Source organism: Streptomyces sp. WAC 01529, assembly GCF_003945545.1.
Classification (GTDB): domain Bacteria; phylum Actinomycetota; class Actinomycetes; order Streptomycetales; family Streptomycetaceae; genus Streptomyces; species Streptomyces anatolicus.
In genome coordinates this window covers 1,329,350-1,350,411 of the sequence record NZ_CP029617.1, presented here as the reverse complement: position 1 = coordinate 1,350,411, position 21,062 = coordinate 1,329,350, and the positions used below count along the sequence as shown (strand labels likewise).

18 protein-coding genes and 5 tRNA genes are annotated in these 21,062 nt (G+C 72.9%); 16 read left to right on the top strand and 7 right to left on the bottom strand.

Features of this window, described 5'->3' with window-relative positions; translation table 11 throughout:
* Positions 1-360: a hypothetical protein gene (locus tag DMA15_RS06065; protein WP_125511618.1), complete on the bottom strand. Its 360-nt coding sequence runs from the start codon at positions 358-360 to the stop codon at positions 1-3.
* Between the two features lie 70 nt (positions 361-430).
* On the opposite strand from DMA15_RS06065, the gene DMA15_RS06060 reads away from it, so the two are divergent.
* The 10 genes from DMA15_RS06060 to DMA15_RS06015 all read left to right on the top strand — a co-directional run bounded on the left by DMA15_RS06060 (position 431) and on the right by DMA15_RS06015 (position 14,177).
* The gene (locus tag DMA15_RS06060; protein ID WP_125511617.1) at positions 431-1,078 is read left to right on the top strand and encodes an HAD family hydrolase; all 648 of its coding nucleotides are present in this window, start codon (positions 431-433) and stop codon (positions 1,076-1,078) included.
* A 407-nt stretch (positions 1,079-1,485) separates the two neighbouring features.
* Entirely contained in the window at positions 1,486-2,553 is a 1,068-nt protein-coding gene (locus DMA15_RS06055) for an ATP-binding cassette domain-containing protein (RefSeq protein ID WP_125511616.1), read from the top strand.
* The gene (locus DMA15_RS06050) at positions 2,550-3,296 is read left to right on the top strand and encodes a methionine ABC transporter permease (RefSeq protein WP_125511615.1); all 747 of its coding nucleotides are present in this window, start codon (positions 2,550-2,552) and stop codon (positions 3,294-3,296) included. The genes DMA15_RS06055 and DMA15_RS06050 overlap by 4 nt, the downstream gene beginning before the upstream one ends.
* A gap of 72 nt (positions 3,297-3,368) precedes the next feature.
* Positions 3,369-4,202: a MetQ/NlpA family ABC transporter substrate-binding protein gene (locus tag DMA15_RS06045; RefSeq protein WP_125511614.1), complete on the top strand. Its 834-nt coding sequence runs from the start codon at positions 3,369-3,371 to the stop codon at positions 4,200-4,202.
* 2 nt (positions 4,203-4,204) lie between these two features.
* Positions 4,205-5,047, top strand: coding sequence for a MetQ/NlpA family ABC transporter substrate-binding protein (locus DMA15_RS06040; protein ID WP_125511613.1), 843 nt, complete (start codon positions 4,205-4,207; stop codon positions 5,045-5,047).
* A 134-nt stretch (positions 5,048-5,181) separates the two neighbouring features.
* The gene (locus DMA15_RS06035; protein ID WP_125511612.1) at positions 5,182-5,826 is read left to right on the top strand and encodes a GNAT family N-acetyltransferase; all 645 of its coding nucleotides are present in this window, start codon (positions 5,182-5,184) and stop codon (positions 5,824-5,826) included.
* A 177-nt stretch (positions 5,827-6,003) separates the two neighbouring features.
* Positions 6,004-7,224 (top strand): precorrin-6y C5,15-methyltransferase (decarboxylating) subunit CbiE, encoded by a 1,221-nt coding sequence (gene cbiE, locus DMA15_RS06030; protein ID WP_125511611.1) that lies wholly within the window; start codon positions 6,004-6,006, stop codon positions 7,222-7,224.
* A gap of 357 nt (positions 7,225-7,581) precedes the next feature.
* Positions 7,582-11,880 carry a nicotinate-nucleotide--dimethylbenzimidazole phosphoribosyltransferase gene (gene cobT / locus DMA15_RS06025; protein WP_125511610.1) on the top strand — a complete coding sequence of 1,433 codons (4,299 nt, stop codon included), beginning with the start codon at positions 7,582-7,584 and terminating at the stop codon, positions 11,878-11,880.
* 156 nt (positions 11,881-12,036) lie between these two features.
* The gene (gene cobA / locus DMA15_RS06020; RefSeq protein WP_125511609.1) at positions 12,037-13,269 is read left to right on the top strand and encodes a uroporphyrinogen-III C-methyltransferase; all 1,233 of its coding nucleotides are present in this window, start codon (positions 12,037-12,039) and stop codon (positions 13,267-13,269) included.
* Positions 13,270-13,358: 89 nt separating this feature from the next.
* Positions 13,359-14,177, top strand: a complete 819-nt coding sequence (locus DMA15_RS06015; RefSeq protein ID WP_125511608.1) for an RNA methyltransferase — start codon at positions 13,359-13,361, stop codon at positions 14,175-14,177.
* Positions 14,178-14,278: 101 nt separating this feature from the next.
* Here the strand turns inward: DMA15_RS06015 and DMA15_RS06010 are convergent, their stop codons facing one another.
* Positions 14,279-15,655 (bottom strand): serine/threonine-protein kinase, encoded by a 1,377-nt coding sequence (locus DMA15_RS06010; RefSeq protein ID WP_240659689.1) that lies wholly within the window; start codon positions 15,653-15,655, stop codon positions 14,279-14,281.
* 196 nt (positions 15,656-15,851) lie between these two features.
* Between DMA15_RS06010 and DMA15_RS06005 the strand changes: the two genes are divergently transcribed.
* From DMA15_RS06005 to DMA15_RS05990, 4 genes are all read left to right on the top strand, one after another.
* The gene (locus tag DMA15_RS06005) at positions 15,852-16,118 is read left to right on the top strand and encodes a hypothetical protein (protein WP_125511607.1); all 267 of its coding nucleotides are present in this window, start codon (positions 15,852-15,854) and stop codon (positions 16,116-16,118) included.
* 199 nt (positions 16,119-16,317) lie between these two features.
* Positions 16,318-16,521, top strand: a complete 204-nt coding sequence (locus DMA15_RS06000; protein ID WP_125511606.1) for a hypothetical protein — start codon at positions 16,318-16,320, stop codon at positions 16,519-16,521.
* A 527-nt stretch (positions 16,522-17,048) separates the two neighbouring features.
* Positions 17,049-17,966, top strand: a complete 918-nt coding sequence (locus tag DMA15_RS05995; protein WP_125511605.1) for an aminoglycoside phosphotransferase family protein — start codon at positions 17,049-17,051, stop codon at positions 17,964-17,966.
* Positions 17,967-18,115: 149 nt separating this feature from the next.
* The gene (locus DMA15_RS05990) at positions 18,116-18,421 is read left to right on the top strand and encodes a zf-TFIIB domain-containing protein (RefSeq protein WP_125511604.1); all 306 of its coding nucleotides are present in this window, start codon (positions 18,116-18,118) and stop codon (positions 18,419-18,421) included.
* Between the two features lie 90 nt (positions 18,422-18,511).
* On the opposite strand, the gene DMA15_RS05985 is transcribed toward DMA15_RS05990, so the two are convergent.
* The 5 genes from DMA15_RS05985 to DMA15_RS05965 form a co-directional block, all read right to left on the bottom strand.
* Positions 18,512-18,586: transfer RNA gene (locus DMA15_RS05985), tRNA-Val, on the bottom strand.
* Between the two features lie 29 nt (positions 18,587-18,615).
* Positions 18,616-18,687, bottom strand: a tRNA-Val gene (locus DMA15_RS05980).
* Positions 18,688-18,738: 51 nt separating this feature from the next.
* Positions 18,739-18,810, bottom strand: a tRNA-Val gene (locus DMA15_RS05975).
* 1 nt (position 18,811) lies between these two features.
* A tRNA-Cys gene (locus DMA15_RS05970) sits at positions 18,812-18,885 on the bottom strand.
* Between the two features lie 39 nt (positions 18,886-18,924).
* A tRNA-Gly gene (locus DMA15_RS05965) sits at positions 18,925-18,997 on the bottom strand.
* Between the two features lie 187 nt (positions 18,998-19,184).
* On the opposite strand from DMA15_RS05965, the gene DMA15_RS05960 reads away from it, so the two are divergent.
* Positions 19,185-20,210, top strand: coding sequence for a chorismate-binding protein (locus tag DMA15_RS05960; RefSeq protein WP_125517345.1), 1,026 nt, complete (start codon positions 19,185-19,187; stop codon positions 20,208-20,210).
* A complete protein-coding gene (locus DMA15_RS05955; RefSeq protein WP_125511603.1) occupies positions 20,207-21,028 on the top strand; it encodes an aminodeoxychorismate lyase in 822 nt (273 codons plus the stop codon). The genes DMA15_RS05960 and DMA15_RS05955 overlap by 4 nt, the downstream gene beginning before the upstream one ends.
* The last annotated feature ends 34 nt before the right edge of the window (positions 21,029-21,062 follow it).

The window sequence follows — 21,062 nt, the reverse complement described above, 5'->3', positions numbered from 1 at the left end:
TCAGCCACCCCAGATGTCGTAGAGCCGCACCTGGAGCACGGCGAGGACCACGCCGCCCGCGGCGACCGTCAAGGAGCCCCAGCGCGTCCGCTCGGCGAGCGACATGAAGCCGGCCGCCGGGACGCACGCGAAGGAGCCGAGCAGATACGCCACGAAGATCGTCGTGCCCTGTTCCGGGTCCTCGCCGCGCGCCAGCAGGACGATGCCGACGATCAGCTGGACCAGGGCGAGGAAGGTCACCACGCCCATGCCGATGAAGTGCCAGTCCTTGGTCGGCTGGTCGCGGTAGGCGGCGAAACCGCACCAGGCGGCGAGGGCGAGCGCGGCCACGGCGGTCGCGATCGTCAGGGCAACAAGCATGCCGAGACTTTATTACGGGCCCTTTGACCCGATGCGCCTGCCCCCGGGGTGCCCCGTAGGCTCGGACACCATGAAGATCCAGGCTGACGCGCTCCTGTTCGACAACGACGGCACCCTCATCTCCTCCCTGGAGTCGGTGTACCGCTGCTGGAAGCGCTGGGCCGAGGAGTACGGGATCACCGCCGAGGAGTTCGCCCGGGTCGAGCTGCACGGCCGCCCCGCCGCCGAGATAGCCGCCGATCTGCTGCCCCCGGCCGAGGTCGCCGAGGCCGTCGCCCGCATCGAGGAGCTGGAGGTCTCCGACGTGCCCGGCGGCGTCGACCTGCTGCCCGGCACCCGCGAACTCCTCGCCTCCCTTCCGATGGACCGCTGGGCCGTGGTCACCTCCGCGACCCGCGTCCTCGCCGAGGCCCGGCTCGCCGAGGTCGGCATCCGGCCCGGCCTGCTGATCGCCGCCGACGACATCACCCGCGGCAAGCCCGACCCGGAGCCCTTCCTGCTCGCGGCCGGCAAGCTCGGCGCGGCCCCGGCGCGCTGCGTGGTCTTCGAGGACGCCCCGGCGGGGCTCCAGGCCGGACGGGCCGCGGGCATGATCACCGTGGCGTTGGCCACAACCCACGACCGCGCCGAGCTTTCGGCGGACTTCCTGGTCAAGGACCTCTCCGCCGTGTCCGCGCAGGCCATGGCGGGTGCCGTGGAGATCACCGTCACCGGCTGAGCGCCGCGAACGGGCCGGCCGACCCCGTCCCACCGCTGTCCGCTATACGGACAGCGGTGGCGGACGGCGACCTCACGCGTGTTTTACTTGGGACCATGACCACGACGAGCAGCCGCACCCTTGCGACCGAGGCGACGATGACGCCCGGTGCTCGTTGTATGTGTCGAATGTGCGCCTTCTGAGGGCCCCCGCACCACTGAAGAGCCTCGCGCCCCGAAGCGAAGCCACTGTGCCCCGCCCCTGCACGACGTACGCGACGAACGCCGTACCGACGCAGGAAGCGAGCCCGCCCCGCGCACACCCCTCCGGTTCCTGAATCGCCACCGCGAGAACCGTGCCGCGTTCCGAACGAATGCCCCGTGCCCGGCCACACCCGCGCCGCGCACTCGACAGTGACGGAAACCCCTGTGATCACCACTTCCGGCCTCACCAAGGTCTACCGCTCACGCGGTCGTGAAGTAACCGCCCTCGACGGAGTCGACCTGCACGTCCGCGAGGGCGAGGTGTACGGCGTCATCGGCCAGTCCGGCGCCGGCAAGTCCTCCCTGATCCGCTGCGTCAACCTCCTGGAGCGCCCCACCTCCGGCACCGTGACCGTCGCCGGCCAGGACCTCACCGCCCTGGCCGGACGCGGCCCGCGCGCGGGCCGGGAACTGCGCCGGGCACGCAGCCGCATCGGCATGGTCTTCCAGCACTTCAACCTGCTGTCCTCGCGCACCGTGCAGGACAACGTGGAGCTGCCGCTGGAGATCCTCGGCCTCTCCGGCCAGGAGCGCTCCCGCAAGGCCCTCGAACTGCTCGACCTCGTGGGCCTCGCCGAGAAGGCGAAGGCCTACCCGGCGCAGCTCTCCGGCGGCCAGAAGCAGCGCGTCGGCATCGCCCGCGCCCTCGCCGGCGACCCGAAGGTGCTGCTCTCCGACGAGGCGACCAGCGCGCTGGACCCGGAGACCACCCGCTCCATCCTCCAGCTCCTGCGCGACCTCAACCGGCAGCTCGGCCTGACCGTCCTGCTCATCACGCACGAGATGGACGTCGTCAAGAGCGTCTGCGACTCCGCCGCCCTCATGGAGCGCGGGCAGATCGTCGAGTCCGGCACCGTCAGCGAACTCCTCGCGACGCCCGGCTCCGAGCTGGCCGCCGCGCTCTTCCCCGTCAGCGGCGAGGCGACCGGCGAGGACCGCACCGTCGTCGACGTGACCTTCCACGGCGAGGCCGCGACCCAGCCGGTCATCTCCCAGCTGTCGCGCACGTACAACATCGACATCTCGATCCTCGGCGCCGCGATGGACACCGTCGCGGGCAAGCAGGTCGGCCGCATGCGCATCGAGCTGCCCGGCCGCTTCGAGGAGAACGTCGTCCCGATCGGCTTCCTGCGCGAGCGGGGCCTCCAGGTCGAGGTCGCGGGGTCCGACGACACCGACACCGCCGTGCCCGCCCCGCGGGACGCCAAGCTGGTCAAGGAAGGTGCCAAGTGACCTGGTCGGAGATGCAGCCCCTGCTGGAGCAGGCCTGTTGGGACACCCTCTACATGGTGGGCTGGTCGACGCTGATAGCCGTCGTCGCCGGACTGCCCCTCGGCATCCTGCTCGTCCTCACCGAGCGCGGCGCGCTCCTGCAGAACGCCGTCCTGAACAAGGTGCTCGGGCAGGTCGTGAACATCGCCCGCTCGATGCCCTTCATCATCCTGATGGTCGCCCTGATGACCTTCACCCGCTGGGTCACCGGCACCACCATCGGCCGCGAGGCCGCCCTCGTGCCGCTCGCCGTCGGCGCCATCCCGTTCTTCGCCCGCCTTGTGGAGACCTCGATCCGTGAGGTCGACGGCGGGCTCGTCGAGGCCGTGCAGTCGATGGGCGGCTCCACCTGGACCGTCGTACGCAAGGTCCTCGTCCCGGAGTCGCTGCCCTCACTGATCTCCGGCGCCACCACCACGATCGTCGCGCTCATCGGCTACTCCGCGATGGCGGGCACGGTCGGCGGCGGCGGTCTCGGTGACCTCGCGCTGCGCTACGGCTACCAGCGCTTCGAGACCGAGCTGATGTGGATCACCGTGGCGATCCTCGCCGTGGTCATCTCGATCATCCAGTTCGCGGGCGACTACGCGGCCCGCAGGCTGCACAAGCGCGGCGGCGGCTCGGGCCCGCTGCTGCTGTTCCGGCCGCTGCGCGGGGTGCTGCCCGGCACCGCCGCCGCCGAGTCGACCACCAAGACCGGCTGACCGGGCGCAGGCCCGCAGTCCGCCCCGCCCACCTGTGCGGGGCCGCACCACCCATGGAGAAAGGCACTTTTCGTGCGTAACACCGCCAAGATCACCACCGCTGTCCTCGCCGCTGGAGCCCTCACCCTCGGGCTCACCGCCTGCGGCTCCGACAAGGGCTCCGCGGGCGACAAGGACGGCCCGCTCGTCGTCGCCGCCACCCCGACGCCGCAGGGCGAGATCCTGGACTACGTCCAGAAGAACCTCGCCAAGAAGGCCGGCCTGGACCTGGAAGTCCGCGAGTTCACCGACTACGTCACGCCGAACACCGCCGTCCAGCAGGGCGAGGTCTTCGCGAACTACTTCCAGCACAAGCCGTACCTGGACGACTTCAACAAGAAGAACGGCACGGACATCGTGCCCGTCCCGGGCGCCACGGTGCACCTGGAGCCCCTCGGCGTGTACTCCAAGAGCGTCAAGAAGCTCGGCGACCTGAAGGACGGCGCCACCGTCGCCGTCCCGAACGACACCACGAACGAGGCGCGCGCGCTCAAGCTCCTCGCGGACAACGGCGTCATCGAGCTGAAGAAGGGCGTCGGCTACGACGCCACCCCCAAGGACGTCGCCAAGAACCCGAAGAACCTCAAGTTCAAGGAGCTGGAGGCCGCCCAGCTGCCCCGCTCCCTCGGTGACCTCGACGCCGCGGTGATCAACGGCAACTACGCCCTGGAAGCCAAGCTCAGCCCCGCCAAGGACGCCCTCGTCGCCGAGAAGGCCAAGGGCAACCCCTACGGCAACTTCCTCGCCGTCAAGAAGGGCGACGAGAAGGACCCGCGCGTGAAGAAGCTCGCCAAGCTCCTCACCTCGCCCGAGGTCAAGAAGTTCATCGACGACAAGTACGACGGCGCCGTCGTCGCGGCGTTCTGATCATGCGTACGTCGGTCATCGCCGCCGCGGCCGGGAGCCTCGCCCTCACCCTGGGGCTCACCGCGTGCGGCGGGGACTCCGGCGGTGGCGCCGACGGCTCCGGCGGCGACAAGCTCGTCGTCGGGGCCACCCCGACACCGGCCGGCGAAGTACTCACGTACATCCAGGAGAACCTCGCGAAGAAGAACGGGCTCGACCTCCGGATCACGGAGTTCACGGACTACGTCACGCCGAACACCGCGCTCCAGGAGGGCTCCCTCGACGCCAACCTGTACCAGCACACCCCGTACCTCAAGGACTTCAACTCGTCCAAGGGCACGGACCTGGTGCCGGTCACCGAGGTGTACCTGCCGCCGATGGGCGTCTATGTGAAGGACGCCAAGAAGCCGAAGGACGTCCGGAAGCTGCGGACGGGCGCGACCGTCGCCGTCCCCAACGACACGACCAACGAGGGCCGGGCGCTCCAACTCCTCGCCTCCCAGGGCGTCATCGGGCTCAAGAAGGGCGTGGGCGGCACCGCCACGCCCGAGGACATCACGTCCAACCCGAAGAAGCTCACCATCAAGCCGCTCGACCCGGCGCAGCTGCCGCGCTCCCTCGACGACCTCGACGCGGCCGTCATCAACAACAACTACGCGCTCGACGCCGGGCTCAGCCCCAAGAAGGACGCCATCCTCCTCGAGTCCCCGAAGGACAACCCGTACAACAACGTGCTCGCCGTCAAGAAGGGCGACGAGGACGACCCGCGGGTGAAGAAGCTGGCCGAACTGCTCACCTCGCCCGAGGTGAAGCGGTTCATCGAGGACAAGTACGAGGGCTCCGTCCTGCCCGTCGAAGGGAACTGACGCACAGTCCGTTCCCGCCGCCACCACGGGGTCCGCTCTTGAGGGAGGAGCGGACCCCGTGGTGCGTCCGCGCGCGGACATGCTGCATGCTGGGCACTTCAGCAGGCCCGAGGTTCCAGGTTACGGAGCGGCGCATGACGACCACCTTCCCCGACATCTCCATCAGCACGGAGCGGTTGGTGCTGCGCCCCTTCGAGGACGCCGACGTCTCCGCGTACGCGGAGATGATGAACGACGAGATGGTCACCGCCTGGACCTCCGTGCCCCAGCCCTACACCGAGGCCGACGCCCGCGACTGGATCACCCGGCTCGCCCCCGCCGAGCGCACCGAGGGCCGCGGGATCGCCCTCGCCGTCACGGAGTTCCTCACCCAGCGCCTGGTCGGCGTCGTCCGGCTGCGCAACACCGACTGGCGGCTCCGCGCCGGCGAACTCAGTTACGTCGTCGCCCCCTGGGCCCGCGGCGAGGGCTACGCCTCGGAGGCTGCCCTCGCCACCGCCCAGTGGCTCTTCAACGACCAGGCGTTCGAGCGCATCGAGCTGCGCACCGCCGCCGACAACACCGCCGCCCAGCAGGTCGCCCAGAAGATCGGCTGCATCAGCGAGGGCGTCCTGCGCGGCGCCTGGATAGCGCGTACGAGAAACGGCGGCGACCCGTTCGGCGGCTGGATCGAGGTCCGCACCGACCTCATCGTGTGGAGCCTGCTCCCCGAAGACCTCGAAGGCGTCTCCGACAGCCTCGCCGAGAGCGGCTTCTCGGCGTTCTCCGACTGGAACTGAGCCCGGCCCGTACGGTCCGGCCCGATCCGGCCCCGCCCGACCCACCGCCACGGCCCGCCGCCCTCCAGGCACCCCCGAGTAACACCGGGTACGCTCGCCCCTGGCCGCGTGCGCGGTCGCTCCCCGCAGCCACCGCACCGCACTGACGACCCGCGAGAACCCAGGAGACAGACGACGATGGCCGACCGGGTCACGGTGATCGGCTGGGACGGTACGCCGCTGACCGCGGCGGCACGCTCCGCGCTCCGCGCCGCCACGCTCGTGGCGGGCGCCGCCCACCACCTGGCGCTCGACGAGGTGCCCGCCCAGGCCGAACGGATCCGCCTCGGCAGCGTGGGCCTCGCCGCCCGCCGCATCGCCGCCCACCGCGGCACCGCGGTCGTCCTCGCCGACGGCGACCCCGGCTTCTTCGGTGTCGTACGCACCCTGCGCGACCCCGAATTCGGCCTCGAGGTCGAAGTGGTGCCCGCCGTCTCCTCCGTCGCCCAGGCCTTCGCCCGCGCGGGCATGCCGTGGGACGACGCCGAGGTCGTGGTCGCCCACCGCCGCAGCCTGCGCCGCGCCGTGAACGTCTGCCGGGCCCACACCAAGGTCGCCGTGCTCACCTCCCCGGGCGCGGGCCCCGCCGAGCTGAGCCTGCTGCTCCAGGGGGTCCACCGCACCTTCGTCATCTGCGAGGAGCTGGGCACCGACCGCGAGCGGGTCACCGTGGTCACCTCCGACAAGGCCGCCGACCACACCTGGCGCGACCCGAACGTCGTCATCGTCGTCGGCGGATCCGGAACCGTGCCCTCCACCGACACCGGCTGGATCGCCGGACGCGAACCGTCCGCTTCGCCGCGCGGCTGGGCGCTGCCCGCCGCGGAGTACGGCGGCGACATCTGGCTCGGCGAGGGGGAGAGCGACCGGCTGCGGGCCGCCCAACTCGCCCGCATCGGACCGCGCGTGGGGGACCTCGTCTGGGACATCGGCTGCGGCAGCGGCGCCTTCACCGCGGAGACGGCCCGCTTCGGCGCCGCCGTGATCGCCGTCGACCGCGACGCCGACGCCCTGGGCCGCACCACCGCCGCGGTCCGCCGCTTCGGCGTCCAGGCCCACACCGTGCACGGCGTCGCGCCGCACGTCCTCGAAGACCTCCCCGAACCGGACGTCGTACGCGTCGGGGGCGGGGGAGCCGCGGTGGTCTCCGCCGTCGCCGACCGCCGTCCGCAGCGCATCGTGACGCACGCCGCGACACGCGACGAGGCCGAACTCATCGGCAGGGATCTGTCCGAGCACGGATACCTCGTCGAATGCGCCCTCCTCCAGTCCGTGGAGCTCGACACCCGCGCCTGGCGGGAAGAGAAGCGGACGGTGGTATTCCTGCTCTCCGGGCGGCTGCCGGACCGTTCCCCGTGACCCCCTCGCTCCAAGGCCCGGGGTAGGCTGGCCGATCGTTGTACCGCACCCGGGTGCCCGGCGATTCGTTGGTCAAGGTCCGGAAAGTCCACCCGTTTCGGGGGAGCCGTGTGGTACGGCAGGACCGGAGGACGCGCAACGTGGCGCAGTCCACAGCGGGCCGTGGCCGATCAAGCTGCCGCGGCGGCGGACCGACGGGGACAATGCCTGTTGTCCGGTAAGCGGTTCGTGCCGCGCGGCGCGCACGCTCGTTGAGGAAGACGGGCGGTTGGTGCGCCGCTCCGGTCAATGGGGCCTCCCCGGCCGAAGGCTGAGGGGCGGTCGAAGAAGCACTAACCGATGGGCGAGGGGTTACGCATGACCGACACCGGCCAGGTCCCGGGCGAGGGGCTGCCGGAGGGCGCAGGCAACGGTGTGCCTTCCGGGCCCGTGCAGGGCATGGGGGCACAGCAGTCGAGCGCTCCCGCTCCGGGTGCGTACGCCTTCGCGGACCCCGCCGCCCCCGCCGACCCCGCAGAGAACCCCGTCGACCCCTCCGAGAACCCCGCCGATGACGACGATCTGCTGCTGATGCCGGGTGCCCAGGGGGCGTGGAGCGAGGCGCAGGCGGCGGGTCAGGCCCAGGGCCAGACGCCGGGTCAGGTCCAGGCTCACGCGGCTCAGGCGGCTCAGGCGGCTCAGGCGGCTCAGGCGGCTCAGGCGGCTCACGCTGCGCAGGCCGCTCATCAGCCGGGGCCGCACGAGACCTCGGGCCGTGACAGCGGCTCGGTCGACCTGACCGGCGTCCGCATGCCCGGCGCCGCGCCCGCCGCGTCCCACCCGGGCTCCTCGCGCCGCCCGCTGCACCACGGCCCCACGGGCCCCTCGGTGCCCGACAGCTCGACCAGCCCCGTACGTTCGCTGGCCGACCGCGGTCCCGCCGGGGTGACGCCTCCGCAGCACCCCGCCCCGGCGCGGCACGCGGGGCCGCCGACGTCCGGGCCCGAATACCTCGACAGCCCGCGCGACGACGCCGGGCTGCCCGGTCCGCAGCTCGGTGAGATCCCGCCGCAGGGGGGTGAGCCGTGGGCTCCCCAGCAGGCGCAGCCCCAGCCGCAGCCTCAGCAGGCGGCGCAGCACGAGGCTTCTCCCGCCTCAGCAGAAACGGTCGTCCCAGAGGGCGCGGCAGTCACAGAGGCCGCTGCTGTCACATCCGTACCGCAGCCCCTGGAGGCCGTGGCGGAGGAGCCGCAGGCCCCTGAGCACGCCCAGGCACTTGAGCAGGCCGAGGCCCCTGAGCAGCCGCAGGGCGCGGAGGCCGCCGAGCCCCTTCCGGTCGCCGAGCCCCTTCCGCCCGTTGAGCCGCTTCAGGCCGCACCGGCTCCGGAAGCCGTCCCCGCCGAGCTGCCCGCGGAGGCGCAGGAACAGGCGAGACATGCCGCCGCCCCGGCCGCGCCCGTCGCGGACGCGGTGCAGGGGGAGGAGACGCAGGCGGAGGAGGTCCCGGACGGGGCTGTTCCGGCTCAGGGTGTTCCGTCCCCCGGCGCCCCGCAGGCCGCCGCGTTCCCGGACGCCGAGGTCGGCGAGGTCGCGGGCGCGGGTGCCGAGGTCACGGACGCCGAACTCGCGGCTGAGGTCCCGGACGCCGGTGCCGCCGCCGAAGCCACGGTCGCCCCTGAAGCCGCCCCCGCGCCTGCCCCCGCCCCCGTGGCGGAAGCCGCCCCTGACGCCGAAGCCGGTGCCGCCCCCCTCGCGCACCCCGGTGCCGAGCCCGGGCACGTCCCGGCGCCGGAGCAGCCCGCGTTCGCCGAGGCCATGCCCGCCGCCGTCGCGCAGCCCCCGTTCGTCATGGCCTCCGCACAGCCCTGGGCGAGCGCGCAGGCCCCGCAGCCCGACGAGGCAGCGCAGAACGGCTTCGCCCACGAGGCAGCCCAGAACGGCTTCGCCCACGAGGCAGCCCAGGACGGCTTCGTCCCCGGCACCGCCCAGGACGCGTACGCCATGGCCGTCGGCGCCCAGCCCGGCCACGCGGCGTACGCAGGCCACCCCGCCGAGGCGCGGCACGCGGCCCCTGGCCCGCACCACCCCGAGCACGCCCCGCAGGAGACCGACGCGCCCGAGTACGCGCCGCTCCCCGGCGAGCCCGGCGGTGCCCAAGTCTCCGCGCCCATCGGCCAGTTCGTGCCGGTGGAGGGCTCGGTGCCGACCACGCCCCATCTGGCGCCGACGCCCCCCCTGGCCGTCCCGCAGGACGCCCCGGCCGCCGAGCCCGAGCCCGCCGCCGAAGCCGTCCCGGACGCCGAGCAGCACGCGGTCCAGCAGGCCCCCGCCGCCGAACCGGCAGCCCCGGCCGACCCGGCAGAGGCCGCCGCCCCCGTCCTCGTACCGCCGGTCGACCCGACGGAAGCGGCGGCACCCGAGGCCGCCCCCGACGAGGACCCGACGGCCGCCCAGGCCGCCGAGGCCGTCGCGCAGCCCGCCGTCACCGTGCCCGCCCCCCGCGACGGCGCCGAGCCCCTGGCGGCGGACGCCGCGCTGCCGCAGGTCGGGGCGGGCGAAGGCGCCGGAGATGCCCAGGACGGCGAAGCCGCGGAGCCGCTTCAGGGCGCGCCGGCCCCGGCCGCGCCCGCTGATACCCCTGTACCCCCGGTGGTGGCCCCGGCCGAGTTCCCGGCCGCCCCCGAGACGGCCGACCCGGCCGCAGAGTTGGACGAGGCCGACGACGTCATCTCGTTCGAACCGATCAACGCGAACGAAGTGACCGAAGTGGCCGAAGCACCCGAGATGGCCGAAGCGCCTGACGCACCCGACACCGCACAGGGCCCCGAGACCCTGATGCCGCAGGACGCCCCGGAGGCGGCGGAGGGGCAGATTCCGGCCGAAGCGCCGGGACTCCTCATCATCGAGGAGGACGAGGAGCCCGCCGGGCCCGCGACCTCCCCCGGCACCGCCGCCCCCGGCTACGCCGACGCCGAGCGCGAGGCCGTCCTGCGCGTCATGCGCGAGCGCCGCGACATCCGCAACGGCTTCCGCTCCGACCCCATCCCGCACGAGGTGCTGCTCCGCGTCCTGGAGGCGGCCCACACCGCGCCCTCCGTGGGCCACTCCCAGCCCTGGGACTTCGTCGTCATCAAGTCCGCCGAGACCCGGCGCACCATGCACGAACTGGCCATGCGCCAGCGCGACGCGTACGCCAAGTCCCTCCCCAAGGGCCGCGCGAAGCAGTTCAAGGAACTGAAGATCGAGGCCATCCTCGACACCCCGGTGAACATCGTCGTCACCGCCGACCCCACCCGCGGCGGCCGCCACACCCTCGGCCGGCACACCCAGCCGCAGATGGCCCCGTACTCCTCGGCACTCGCCGTCGAGAACCTCTGGCTCGCAGCCCGCGCCGAAGGCCTCGGCGTCGGCTGGGTCAGCTTCTTCGACGAGCGCGAGATGGTCCGCACCCTCGGCCTGCCCGAGCACCTCGAAGTCGTCGCGTACCTCTGCGTGGGATACGTCGACGAGTTCCCGGACGAGCCCGAGCTGATCCAGGCGGGCTGGTCCAAGCGCCGCCCGCTGTCCTGGGTCGTTCACGAGGAGACGTACGGCAGGCGCGCCCTGCCCGGCGAGGACCCGCACGACCTGCTCGCCGAGACCGTGACCAACATCCGCCCGCTGGACGCCAAGGCGCTCGGCGAGGCGTGGGAACGCCAGAAGCGCATGACCAAGCCGCCGGGCGCCCTCGGCATGCTGGAGATCATCTCCGCCCAGCTCTCCGGCCTCTCCCGGATGTGTCCGCCGCCGATCCCGGAGCCCGCGGCCGTCGCGATCTTCGCGGGCGACCACGGCGTGCACGCCCAGGGCGTCACCGCCTGGCCCCAGGAGGTGACCGCGCAGATGGTCGCCAACTTCCTCGGCGGCGGCGCGGTCTGCAACGCCTTCGCCAACCAGGTCGGCGCCGAGGTCTGCGTCATCGACGTGGGCGTGGCGAGCGAGCTGCCCGCCACGCCGGGCCTGCTGCCCCGCAAGGTGCGCGCGGGCACGGCCGACATGACGACGGGCCCCGCCCTGACCCGCGAAGAGGTCAAGGCGGCCATCGAGGTCGGCGTCGAGACGGCCCGCGACCTGGTGGCGGCGGGCAACAAGGCCCTGCTGACCGGCGAGATGGGCATCGCGAACACCACCGCGTCCGCGGCCCTGATCTCCGTCTACACGGACGCGGACCCCGCCGAGGTCACCGGCCGCGGCACCGGCATCAACGACGAGATGCACGCCCGCAAGGTCGAGGTGGTCCGCCGCGCCCTGGAACTCCACCGGCCCGACCCGGCGGACCCGATCGGCGTCCTCGCGGCGGTCGGCGGCCTGGAGCACGCGGCGATGGTGGGCCTCCTCCTCGGCGGCGCGTCCCTGCGTACGCCGGTGATCCTGGACGGCGTGAGCGCCGGTGCGGCCGCCCTGGTCGCCCGCGCCATCGCCCCCGAGGTCCTGGCGGCCTGCATCGCGGGCCACCGCAGCGCCGAGCCCGGCCACGTCGCGGCCCTGAACAAGCTGGGCCTGCGCCCGCTCGTCGACCTGGACCTGCGCCTCGGCGAGGGCACGGGCGCGCTCCTGGCCCTGCCGATCGTCCAGAGCGCGGCCCGCGCGATGCACGAGGTGGCCACGTTCGATTCGGCGGGCGTCACCGAGAAGTAGGCCGCGAAGCCCCGGCTCCGGGGTGTGGGGCGGGGTCGGGGAAGAGAACCCGGCCCCGCCCCCGCCATACTGAACCCGCACGTCAACGCAGCCGCTCCAGCGCCGCAGCGGCCCGCAGCACCCCCAGACTCCGCCCGCACGAGGAGCCGCACAGCCATGGCCGAACACCCCGCCTACCCCGTAGGCCTCCGCCTCAACGGCCGCCGCGTCGTCGTCCTCGGCGGCGGCCAGGTGGCCCAGCGCCGCCTCCCCGCGCTGATCAAGGCGGGCGCCGACGTTCTCCTCGTATCCCCCTCGGCGACCCCCTCGGTGGAGGCGATGGCCGACGCGGGCGAGATCACCTGGACCCGGCGCCGCTACGAGGACGGCGACCTCCAGGACGCCTGGTACGCCCTGATCGCCACCAGCGACGCCGAGGCCAACACCCGCGCCTCGGCGGAGGCGGAGGCCCACCGTGTCTGGTGCGTACGTTCCGACGACGCCGAGGCGGCCACCGCCTGGACCCCGGCCACCGGCCGCTCCGAAGGCGTCACCGTCGCCGTCCTGTCGAGTGACGTACAGGACCGCGACCCGCGCCGCACCGCCGCCATCCGCGACGCGGTCGTCGAGGGCCTGCGCGACGGCAGCCTCGTCGCCCCGCACCTGCGCACCCGCACCCCCGGCGTCGCCCTGGTCGGCGGCGGCCCCGGCGACCCGGACCTGATCACCGTCCGCGGCCGCCGGCTCCTCGCCGCGGCGGACGTCGTCATCGCCGACCGCCTCGGCCCCCGCGACCTCCTCGACGAGCTGCCGCCGCACGTCGAGGTGATCGACGCCGCGAAGATCCCCTACGGCCGGTTCATGGCCCAGGAGGCGATCAACAACGCCCTGATCGAACACGCCAAGCAGGGCAAGGCCGTCGTACGCCTCAAGGGCGGCGACCCCTATGTCTTCGGCCGCGGCATGGAGGAGGCCCAGGCACTCGCCGAGGCGGGCATCGCCTGCACGGTCGTGCCGGGCATCTCCAGCTCGATCTCGGTCCCGTCGGCCGCGGGCATCCCCGTCACCCACCGCGGCGTCGCCCACGAGTTCACGGTGGTCAGCGGCCATGTGGCGCCGGACGACGAGCGCTCCCTCGTCGACTGGGAGTCCCTGGCCAAGCTGCGCGGCACGCTGGTGATCCTTATGGGCGTCGACAAGATCGGCAAGATCGCGGAGGCCCTGATCACCCACGGAAAGGCCGCCGGCACCCCGCTCGCCCTGATCCAGGAGGGCACGACGGCCGCCCAGCGCCGCGTCGACGCGACGCTCGGCACGGTCGCCGAGGCGGTCCGCACCCACGAGGTGAAGCCTCCGGCGGTCATCGTCATCGGCGACGTCGTCACCGTGGGCCCCGAGGCCCGCGCGTAACGCGCCCCGCACACCACCCCAGTAACCAGCGGTAACGGAACACGCCCCCGGCCGTTGGCACCACACCCAGGACAAGGCAGTATCACCCTGTGGCTGATCTCATCACCGTCGACGACCCCGACGACCCCCGCCTGCGCGACTACACGGGCCTGACCGACGTCGAGCTGCGCCGCAGGCGCGAACCGGCCGAGGGACTGTTCATCGCCGAGGGCGAGAAGGTCATCAGACGGGCCAAGGACGCCGGTTACGAGATGCGGTCGATGCTGCTCTCGGCCAAGTGGGTCGATGTCATGCGGGACGTCATCGACGAACTTCCCGCTCCCGTGTACGCGGTGAGCCCGGACCTCGCCGAACGGGTCACCGGCTACCACGTGCACCGCGGCGCCCTCGCCTCGATGCAGCGCAAGCCACTGCCCACGGCCGACGAACTCCTCGCGACCCACCGCAGGGTGGTCGTGATGGAGGCGGTGAACGACCACACGAACATCGGTGCGATCTTCCGCTCGGCGGCGGCCCTCGGCATGGACGCGGTCCTGCTCTCCCCGGACTGCGCGGACCCGCTGTACCGCCGCTCGGTGAAGGTCTCGATGGGCGCGGTCTTCTCGGTCCCGTACGCCCGTCTGGAGTCCTGGCCGAAGGGGCTTGAGGGAGTGCGCGAGGCCGGTTTCGACCTCCTCGCCCTCACCCCCGACGAGAAGGCGAAGTCCCTGGACGAGGTGGCCCCGCACCGCATGGACCGCGTCGCGCTGATGCTCGGCGCGGAGGGCGACGGCCTCTCCACCCAGGCACTGGTCGCGGCCGACGAATGGGTCCGCATCCCGATGGCCCACGGCGTGGACTCACTGAACGTGGGCGCGGCGGCGGCGGTAGCGTTCTACGCGGTGGCAACGGGCCGCCCCCAGAACTGACGAGCGCCCCGAAGGGGCGCGCGCACAGGAGCGCGGGGAACTGGCGCCCGAAGGGGCACGGGGAACTGCGCGACCAGCCACGACGAACCCGCAGAATGCCGCTACCTGCCCCGCTCGGACACCGCTTCGAATCCCTGGGGCAAGACCCGCTCCTGCACGGACTGGGAGGCCACCCGCCCCGGCGCCCCCGAGGTACCGCCCCCCATGCCCCGGGAGGGACCCTGGCAGCCCTGCGCCGCCGCAATCCCCAGCGCGACCAGCAGCGTGACGACCACGAACACGGTGAGCCGCTGCCGAAGCAGCCGCGGATTGGCCGGCATCCGCCGCCCCGTCCCCGTCGTGCGCGGCCCCTGCCGCCCCGTGCCGCTGCGAGGGGCGGGCCTGCCGCCGGAACGCGTCGTACTACGAGGTACGGAAGGCCGCGCTCCGGACCGAGCCGCCCCGGCCCGGGACGAGCCGGTCCTGGACGAGCCGGTCCTGGCGGAGCCGCTCTTGGGCGCCCCGGGCCGGGACGAACTCGGCCGGGGCGGGGGAGTGGCACCGGGGGCGGGCCGCCGCTGGGTCCGCTGGTCCGCGTAGCTCTCGGCGAGCCGCCCCGTGGGCCGGTCGTGGTCCTGCCGCGGCGCGGGCGGCCGCACCTCGCCGAGGCCCTGGGCCTCACGCGCGGCGATCTCCTTGAGCCTGAGCGACAGTTGGAGCGTGCTCGGCCGCTCCTCCGGATCCTTGGCCAGGCAGGCCCGGATCAGCGGCGCCAAGGAGTCCGGCACGCCGTGCAGCTGCGCCTCCTCGTGCACCACCCGGTAGAGCATGACCTCGGAACTGCCCTGGCCGAAGGGCGAGTCCGCCATCCCCGCGTACGCCAGCGTGGCGCCGAGCGCGAAGACATCGGTGGCGGGGGTGACGGCGGCGCCACGCACCTGTTCGGGCGCGAGGAAGCCGGGCGAGCCGACGGCCGTCCCCACATGCGTCAGCGTCGAGGCCCCGGTCGCCCACGCGATGCCGAAGTCGATGATCCGCGGCCCCTTGGGGGAGAGCAGGATGTTCGACGGCTTGAGATCGCGGTGTACGACACCGGCCTCGTGCACGGCCACGAGCCCCTCGGCGAGCGCCGAGCCGACCACGGCCACGTCGGCCGCGGAGAGCGGCCCCTCGGCGGCGACCTTGTCGTGCAGCGAGGGCCCGGGAACATACTGGGTGGCGAACCACGGCCGGTCCGCGTCGAGGTCGGCGGCGACGAGGCGCGCCGTACAGCCGCCGCGGATGCGCCGGGCGGCCGAGACCTCCCGCGCGAAGCGCGACCGGAACTCCTGATCCTCCGCCAGATCGGGCCGGATCACCTTCAGGGCGACGCGCTGCCCCCTCCGGTCCGATCCCAGATAGACGACACCCATCCCGCCGGCGCCCAGGCGCCTGTGCAGCCTGAACGAGCCGACGACACGCGGGTCCTCGCGCCGGAGCCGCATCATCGCCATGTCCATCCCCGCTACCCGGTCCGTTTGACGAGCCCCAGCTTACGTTTCCACGGGCGGGCACGCGCAGAGGCCGCGCCCTCGCGGGGCGATCGATTGTCAGTGCCGGGTGGGAAAATCGAAGAGTGGTCAGGAGACGGGGGACAAGGGGCCGTTGAGGCCGCCCCGATCTCCAACCATCCATCACTGAAGGGGGATTGATCCCGTGAAGGGTGACCGCGTGGAGATAGTCGTGGACGCGGGGGACACGACGAGGACGTACGAGGTGGTGGCGAGCCGGGCCGGGCGCCGGGTGGAGACGGCGGTGCGCAGGGGAGTGGTGGAAGTGAGCGAAGTCACCCGTACCGGCACGGTGGTGCGGACGGCGCGCTTCATGGCGACCCGTGTCCTGGCCCTGGTCGAACAGCCGGTCCCCAGGGAGGACGCCTCGGAGACGGCGGGCCGTCCCCTCCGGGAAGACCCTGAGTCCTAGGTCCCCGTCTCCACCTACGGGAGTAGGCGGGCGCGGGGTGGTCATCCTCCGGGAGGCCAGCCAATCGGTACGAGGGCATGACGACCAGGACCTTCCGCGCGCCTAGATTTGAGGTCAAGCGGCGGGTGCAGCACTCGTCCCCCGAGGTCAGACACCCGCCGCTGCCAGAACCACATCCAGATCGGTCAGGAGAGGAACCATGGCGGACACGGCACCGCGGACCATGGTCCGCACGCAGGGACGCAGAATCTCCGCGTTCGGCACCCGCCCGTCCGGCACGCGCCACCCCTTGGTGGCGACGGCCATGGTCCTCCCCCTGGCAGCCCTGCTCGTGGTCGTCTTCGGCGGCTGGGAAGCGGTGGTCACACAAGCGTCGTCCGTAGGCGTGATGCTGGGGCGCTGAGCGGCGCCCCAGGCCCGGAAGAGCGGTCCGGGCGGGGACATCCGGCCAGGAAACCCCGTGGGGACGGGGGTGCGGCGGACGGCACGATGCCCGCGCAGCTGGGGAGCTGCGCGGGCATCGCCATGACGTGGGCCGTCGGCCGGTGACCGGATCCCCTGCGCACGTGGGCCTGGTCCGCTGGGGCTCCGGGCCTGCCGGCGCGGGGGAGGGGCTTCCGCTTCTCGTCCGTTGGCTGCGGGTTTTCTTGGGCTGGGCGCGCAGTTCCTCGCGCCCCTTTGGGGCCTGGGCTCTCGTTCTTTGGCTGCGCATTTTCTTGGGTTGCGCGCGCTGTTCCTCGCGCCCCTTCGGGGCTCGGACCTCGTCCCTCGCCTGCGGGTTCTCTGGGGTTGCGCGCGCAGTTCCCCGCGCCCCTTCGGGGCCCGGGCCTCGGGGCCGACCCCGCACCGCCCAAGCCCCGCGCAGCGGTTACGTACGCTTCAGGGGTCCGGCCGCCGCGCCACCCCCGCCCCCCGGAGAGACCCCCACCCGTGACCGCCCTCCTGGCCGCCCTCACCGGTAAGGCCCGCACCGCAGCCCATGGAACGACCGGCGAGGCCTGCGTCTGTGGTGAGGGGGCCGGGGTCGTCCTCGCCGACCGGGCGGACGCCACCGTCATCCGCCACGGCGCCATCGTCGCGAAGGCCCACGCCCAGCACACGCCCCCCGAAGAGCTGGCCGCACGCCTCGCCGTGGCGGAGCGCCTGCCCGGCATCCTCCTCCCGCCCCTGCGCGCCACCCCCGCCCCACTCCACGACCGCCTCGTCACCTTCTGGCCCCACGGCACCCCCGTGGACCGGGACGACCCCGACGCGGCCCCCTGGGAAGCCGCGGCCGACCTCCTGGCCCGGCTGCACCGCACCGACCCCGCGCTCCTCCCGCACCCGCTGCCCGCCATGCGAGGCCCGGCCAAGGCGGCCCGCGCCCTCGCACGCCTGCGCGCGGCCGGCCCGCACCCCGCCGCGCCCCCGGTCCTGCGGGCCTGGCACGGCCTCCCGCCCTGGGCCCGTGCGGAGGGCCCCGCACCCGGCCCTCCGCGGCTGTGCCACGGCGACCTCCACCTGGGCCAGCTCGTCCGCACCCCGGACGGCACCTGGCTGCTGATCGACGTGGACGACCTCGGCGTCGGCGACCCCGCATGGGACCTGGCCCGCCCCGCCGCCTGGTACGCGTGCGGCCTGCTCTCCCCGCAGGAGTGGACCCGCTTCCTCGACACCTACCGCGCGGCCCAGGGCCCGGCCGTGCCGCCCGGCGGGGCCGACCCCTGGCCCTGTCTCGACATCCCGGCCCGCGCCCTCACCGTCCAGACCGCCGCCCTGGCGATCGCCAAGGCCGTCGCGGCGGACCGGCCCCTGGACGAGGTCGAACAGGCCCTGATCGACGCCTGCGACCGGATGGGCCGGGTCTGAGCCGCGCCGCCCGCGCCCCGGAGCCCCCACAGCGAGTCGGCCTGGGGCCGCACAAGTTGACCCGGGATACGACGAAGTAGGGTGCAACGCACCGAAGCCGGGCAGAGATCCGGCGAAGCATTCACCACCGGCGAGGAGTTGAGCCGTCCATGCAGTGCCCCAAGTGCCACGCACCGATGCACACGTACAACCGCAATGGCGTCCAGATCGAGCAGTGCAACGGCTGCCGCGGGATATTCCTCGACTACGGCGAGCTGGAGTCCCTCACCCGCCTGGAGGCCCAGTGGGGCGGCCAGCAGGTCCCCCCGCCGCCCGCGCCCCCGGCTCCCCAGGGCTACCCCGCCGCACCGGCCCCCGCCTGGGGCGCCCCGCACGGCGGCCACGGTGGTCACGGCGGTCACCACGGCCACGGCAAGCGCCACAAGAGCTTCGGGCACATGCTCTTCTCTTCCTGACGAGCCGCTCCTGACACGTCACGAGAACCTCCTGACACGTCACGAGAACGACGAAGCCCCGGCCGTGGAGACGGCCGGGGCTTCGTGTGGTGGTGCGCGATACTGGGATTGAACCAGTGACCTCTTCCGTGTCAGGGAAGCGCTCTCCCGCTGAGCTAATCGCGCAGGTCAACCTGCGTGTGCTGCGTACTGCGTGCGCGATACTGGGATTGAACCAGTGACCTCTTCCGTGTCAGGGAAGCGCTCTCCCGCTGAGCTAATCGCGCGGGAACGACCCTCATGAAGCAACCCGCCGAGACGGTCTTCGTGAAGATCAGTGGACGATACTGGGATTGAACCAGTGACCTCTTCCGTGTCAGGGAAGCGCTCTCCCGCTGAGCTAATCGTCCTTGGAGGTGGAGACGGGATTTGAACCCGTGTAGACGGCTTTGCAGGCCGTTGCCTCGCCTCTCGGCCACTCCACCAGGAGTGCGGGGGTTCGGGAAGATCCCCCACTTCCTGCGAGCGGACGACCAGGTTCGAACTGGCGACCTCAACCTTGGCAAGGTTGCGCTCTACCAACTGAGCTACGTCCGCTTGTCTTTCCCGGTCCGCTTGCGCGTCCCGGCGACGTGTTGAACTCTAGCGGATTCCTGGGCCAGTACAAAAACGCGTTTGCGCAGCGTGCTGCGGTGTGACCGGTCCGGGGCGCGGCCGGGACACCGGTCATAGACTCGCAGACGTGCACAACCCCCCTCTGACGTCCTCACCGGCGCTTCCTCCCATGGCCCGCTTCGGCGCTCTCGTGGCCACCGGTCTGCGCGACGTGACCAGCGACCCCGCGGCTCTGGACTCCTCCGGCTTCTGGGCGGTGTCCGCGGACTTCGAGGGAGGTCTGGTCTGCGCCCGCTTCGACGACGTACGCCGCGAGGCCGTCCCCGCGCCCGTGCCCGGAAGGTGGCGGGGCCCGGGCGCCGGTGACTGGACGTCGTCACTGGACCGCGCCGCGTACACGGAGGGCGTACGTCGGATACGCGCCTACATCGCGGCCGGCGAGGTCTACCAGGCGAACCTCTGCCGGGTCCTCTCCGCGCCCGTCCCGGCCGACGCCGACGTGGACGCCCTGACGGCCCTCCTCGCGCGCGGGAACCCCGCTCCCTATGCCGGAACGATTCGCCTGCCCGGCCACGGCGTGGAGATGGCCACCGCCTCCCCCGAGCTGTTCCTGCGCCGCGAGGGCCGGGTCGTGGAGTCGGGGCCCATCAAGGGCACCGGCCGGACCGAGGCGGACCTCCTGGAGAAGGACTACGCCGAGAACGTCATGATCGTGGACCTCGTCCGCAACGACCTGGGACGCGTCTGCGCGACCGGCTCCGTGACCGTCCCCGACCTCTGTGTGGTCGAGAAGCACCCCGGCCTCGTCCACCTCGTCTCCACCGTCCACGGGGAGCTGCGCCCCGGCGAGGGCTGGCCCGAACTGTTCGAGGCGACATTCCCGCCCGGCTCCGTCACCGGCGCCCCCAAGTCCAGCGCCCTGCGGATCATCGACGAGCTGGAGACAGCGCCGAGGGGTCCGTACTGCGGCGGCATCGGCTGGGTGGACGCCGACCGGGGTACCGGAGAGCTGGCCGTCGGCATCCGCACCTTCTGGATCGACCGGGCCGAGGGGATGCTGCGCTTCGGCACCGGGGCGGGCATCACCTGGGGCTCGGACCCCGAGGGGGAGTGGCGGGAGACCGAGCTGAAGGCCGCACGGCTGCTGGCGGTAGCGTCGGGGGCGTACGAAGCGAGTGGAGGAATCTCAACGTGAAGATATGGCTCAACGGCGGACTGCGGGACGTCGACTCCGCGCGCGTCTCCGTGCTCGACCACGGCCTTACGGTGGGCGACGGCATCTTCGAGACGGTGAAGTCCGTCGAGGGCAGGACCTTCGCCCTCACCCGCCACCTGGCGAGGCTCGCCCGCTCGGCGCGCGGCCTGGGGCTGCCCGAGCCCGACCTCGACGAGGTGCGCCGCGCCTGCGCCGCCGTCCTGGAGGCCAACCCGCTCCCGCTGGGACGGCTGCGGATCACCTACACCGGAGGCCTCTCGCCGCTCGGTTCGGACCGCGGCGACCAGGGCACCACGCTCATCGTGGCCCTCGGTGAGGCCTCCCGGCGCCCCGACTCCACCGCCGTGATCACCGTGCCGTGGACCCGCAACGAACGGGGCGCGCTGACCGGCCTGAAGACCACTTCGTACGCCGAGAACGTCGTCGCCCTCGCCCGCGCCCACGAGCAGGGCGCCTCGGAGGCGCTGTTCGCGAACACGGTCGGGCAGCTCTGCGAGGGCACCGGCTCCAACGTCTTCGTCGTGGTCGACGGCGAGATCCTCACCCCGCCGGTCACCTCCGGATGCCTCGCGGGCATCACGCGCGAGCTGGCCGTCGAGTGGACGGGCGCCCGCGAGAGCGACCTGCCGATGGACGTCCTGGAGCGCGCCGACGAGATCTTCCTGACGTCCACGCTCCGTGACGTCCAGGGCGTGCACCGCGTCGACGGCCGCCAACTGCCCGAAGCCCCGGGACCGATGACCACCAAGGCGATGCGGACCTTCGACGAGCGGGCCGCGGACGACCTCGATCCGTGAGTGCCCCGGTCCGCCGAAAATCCGGTGACGCCGC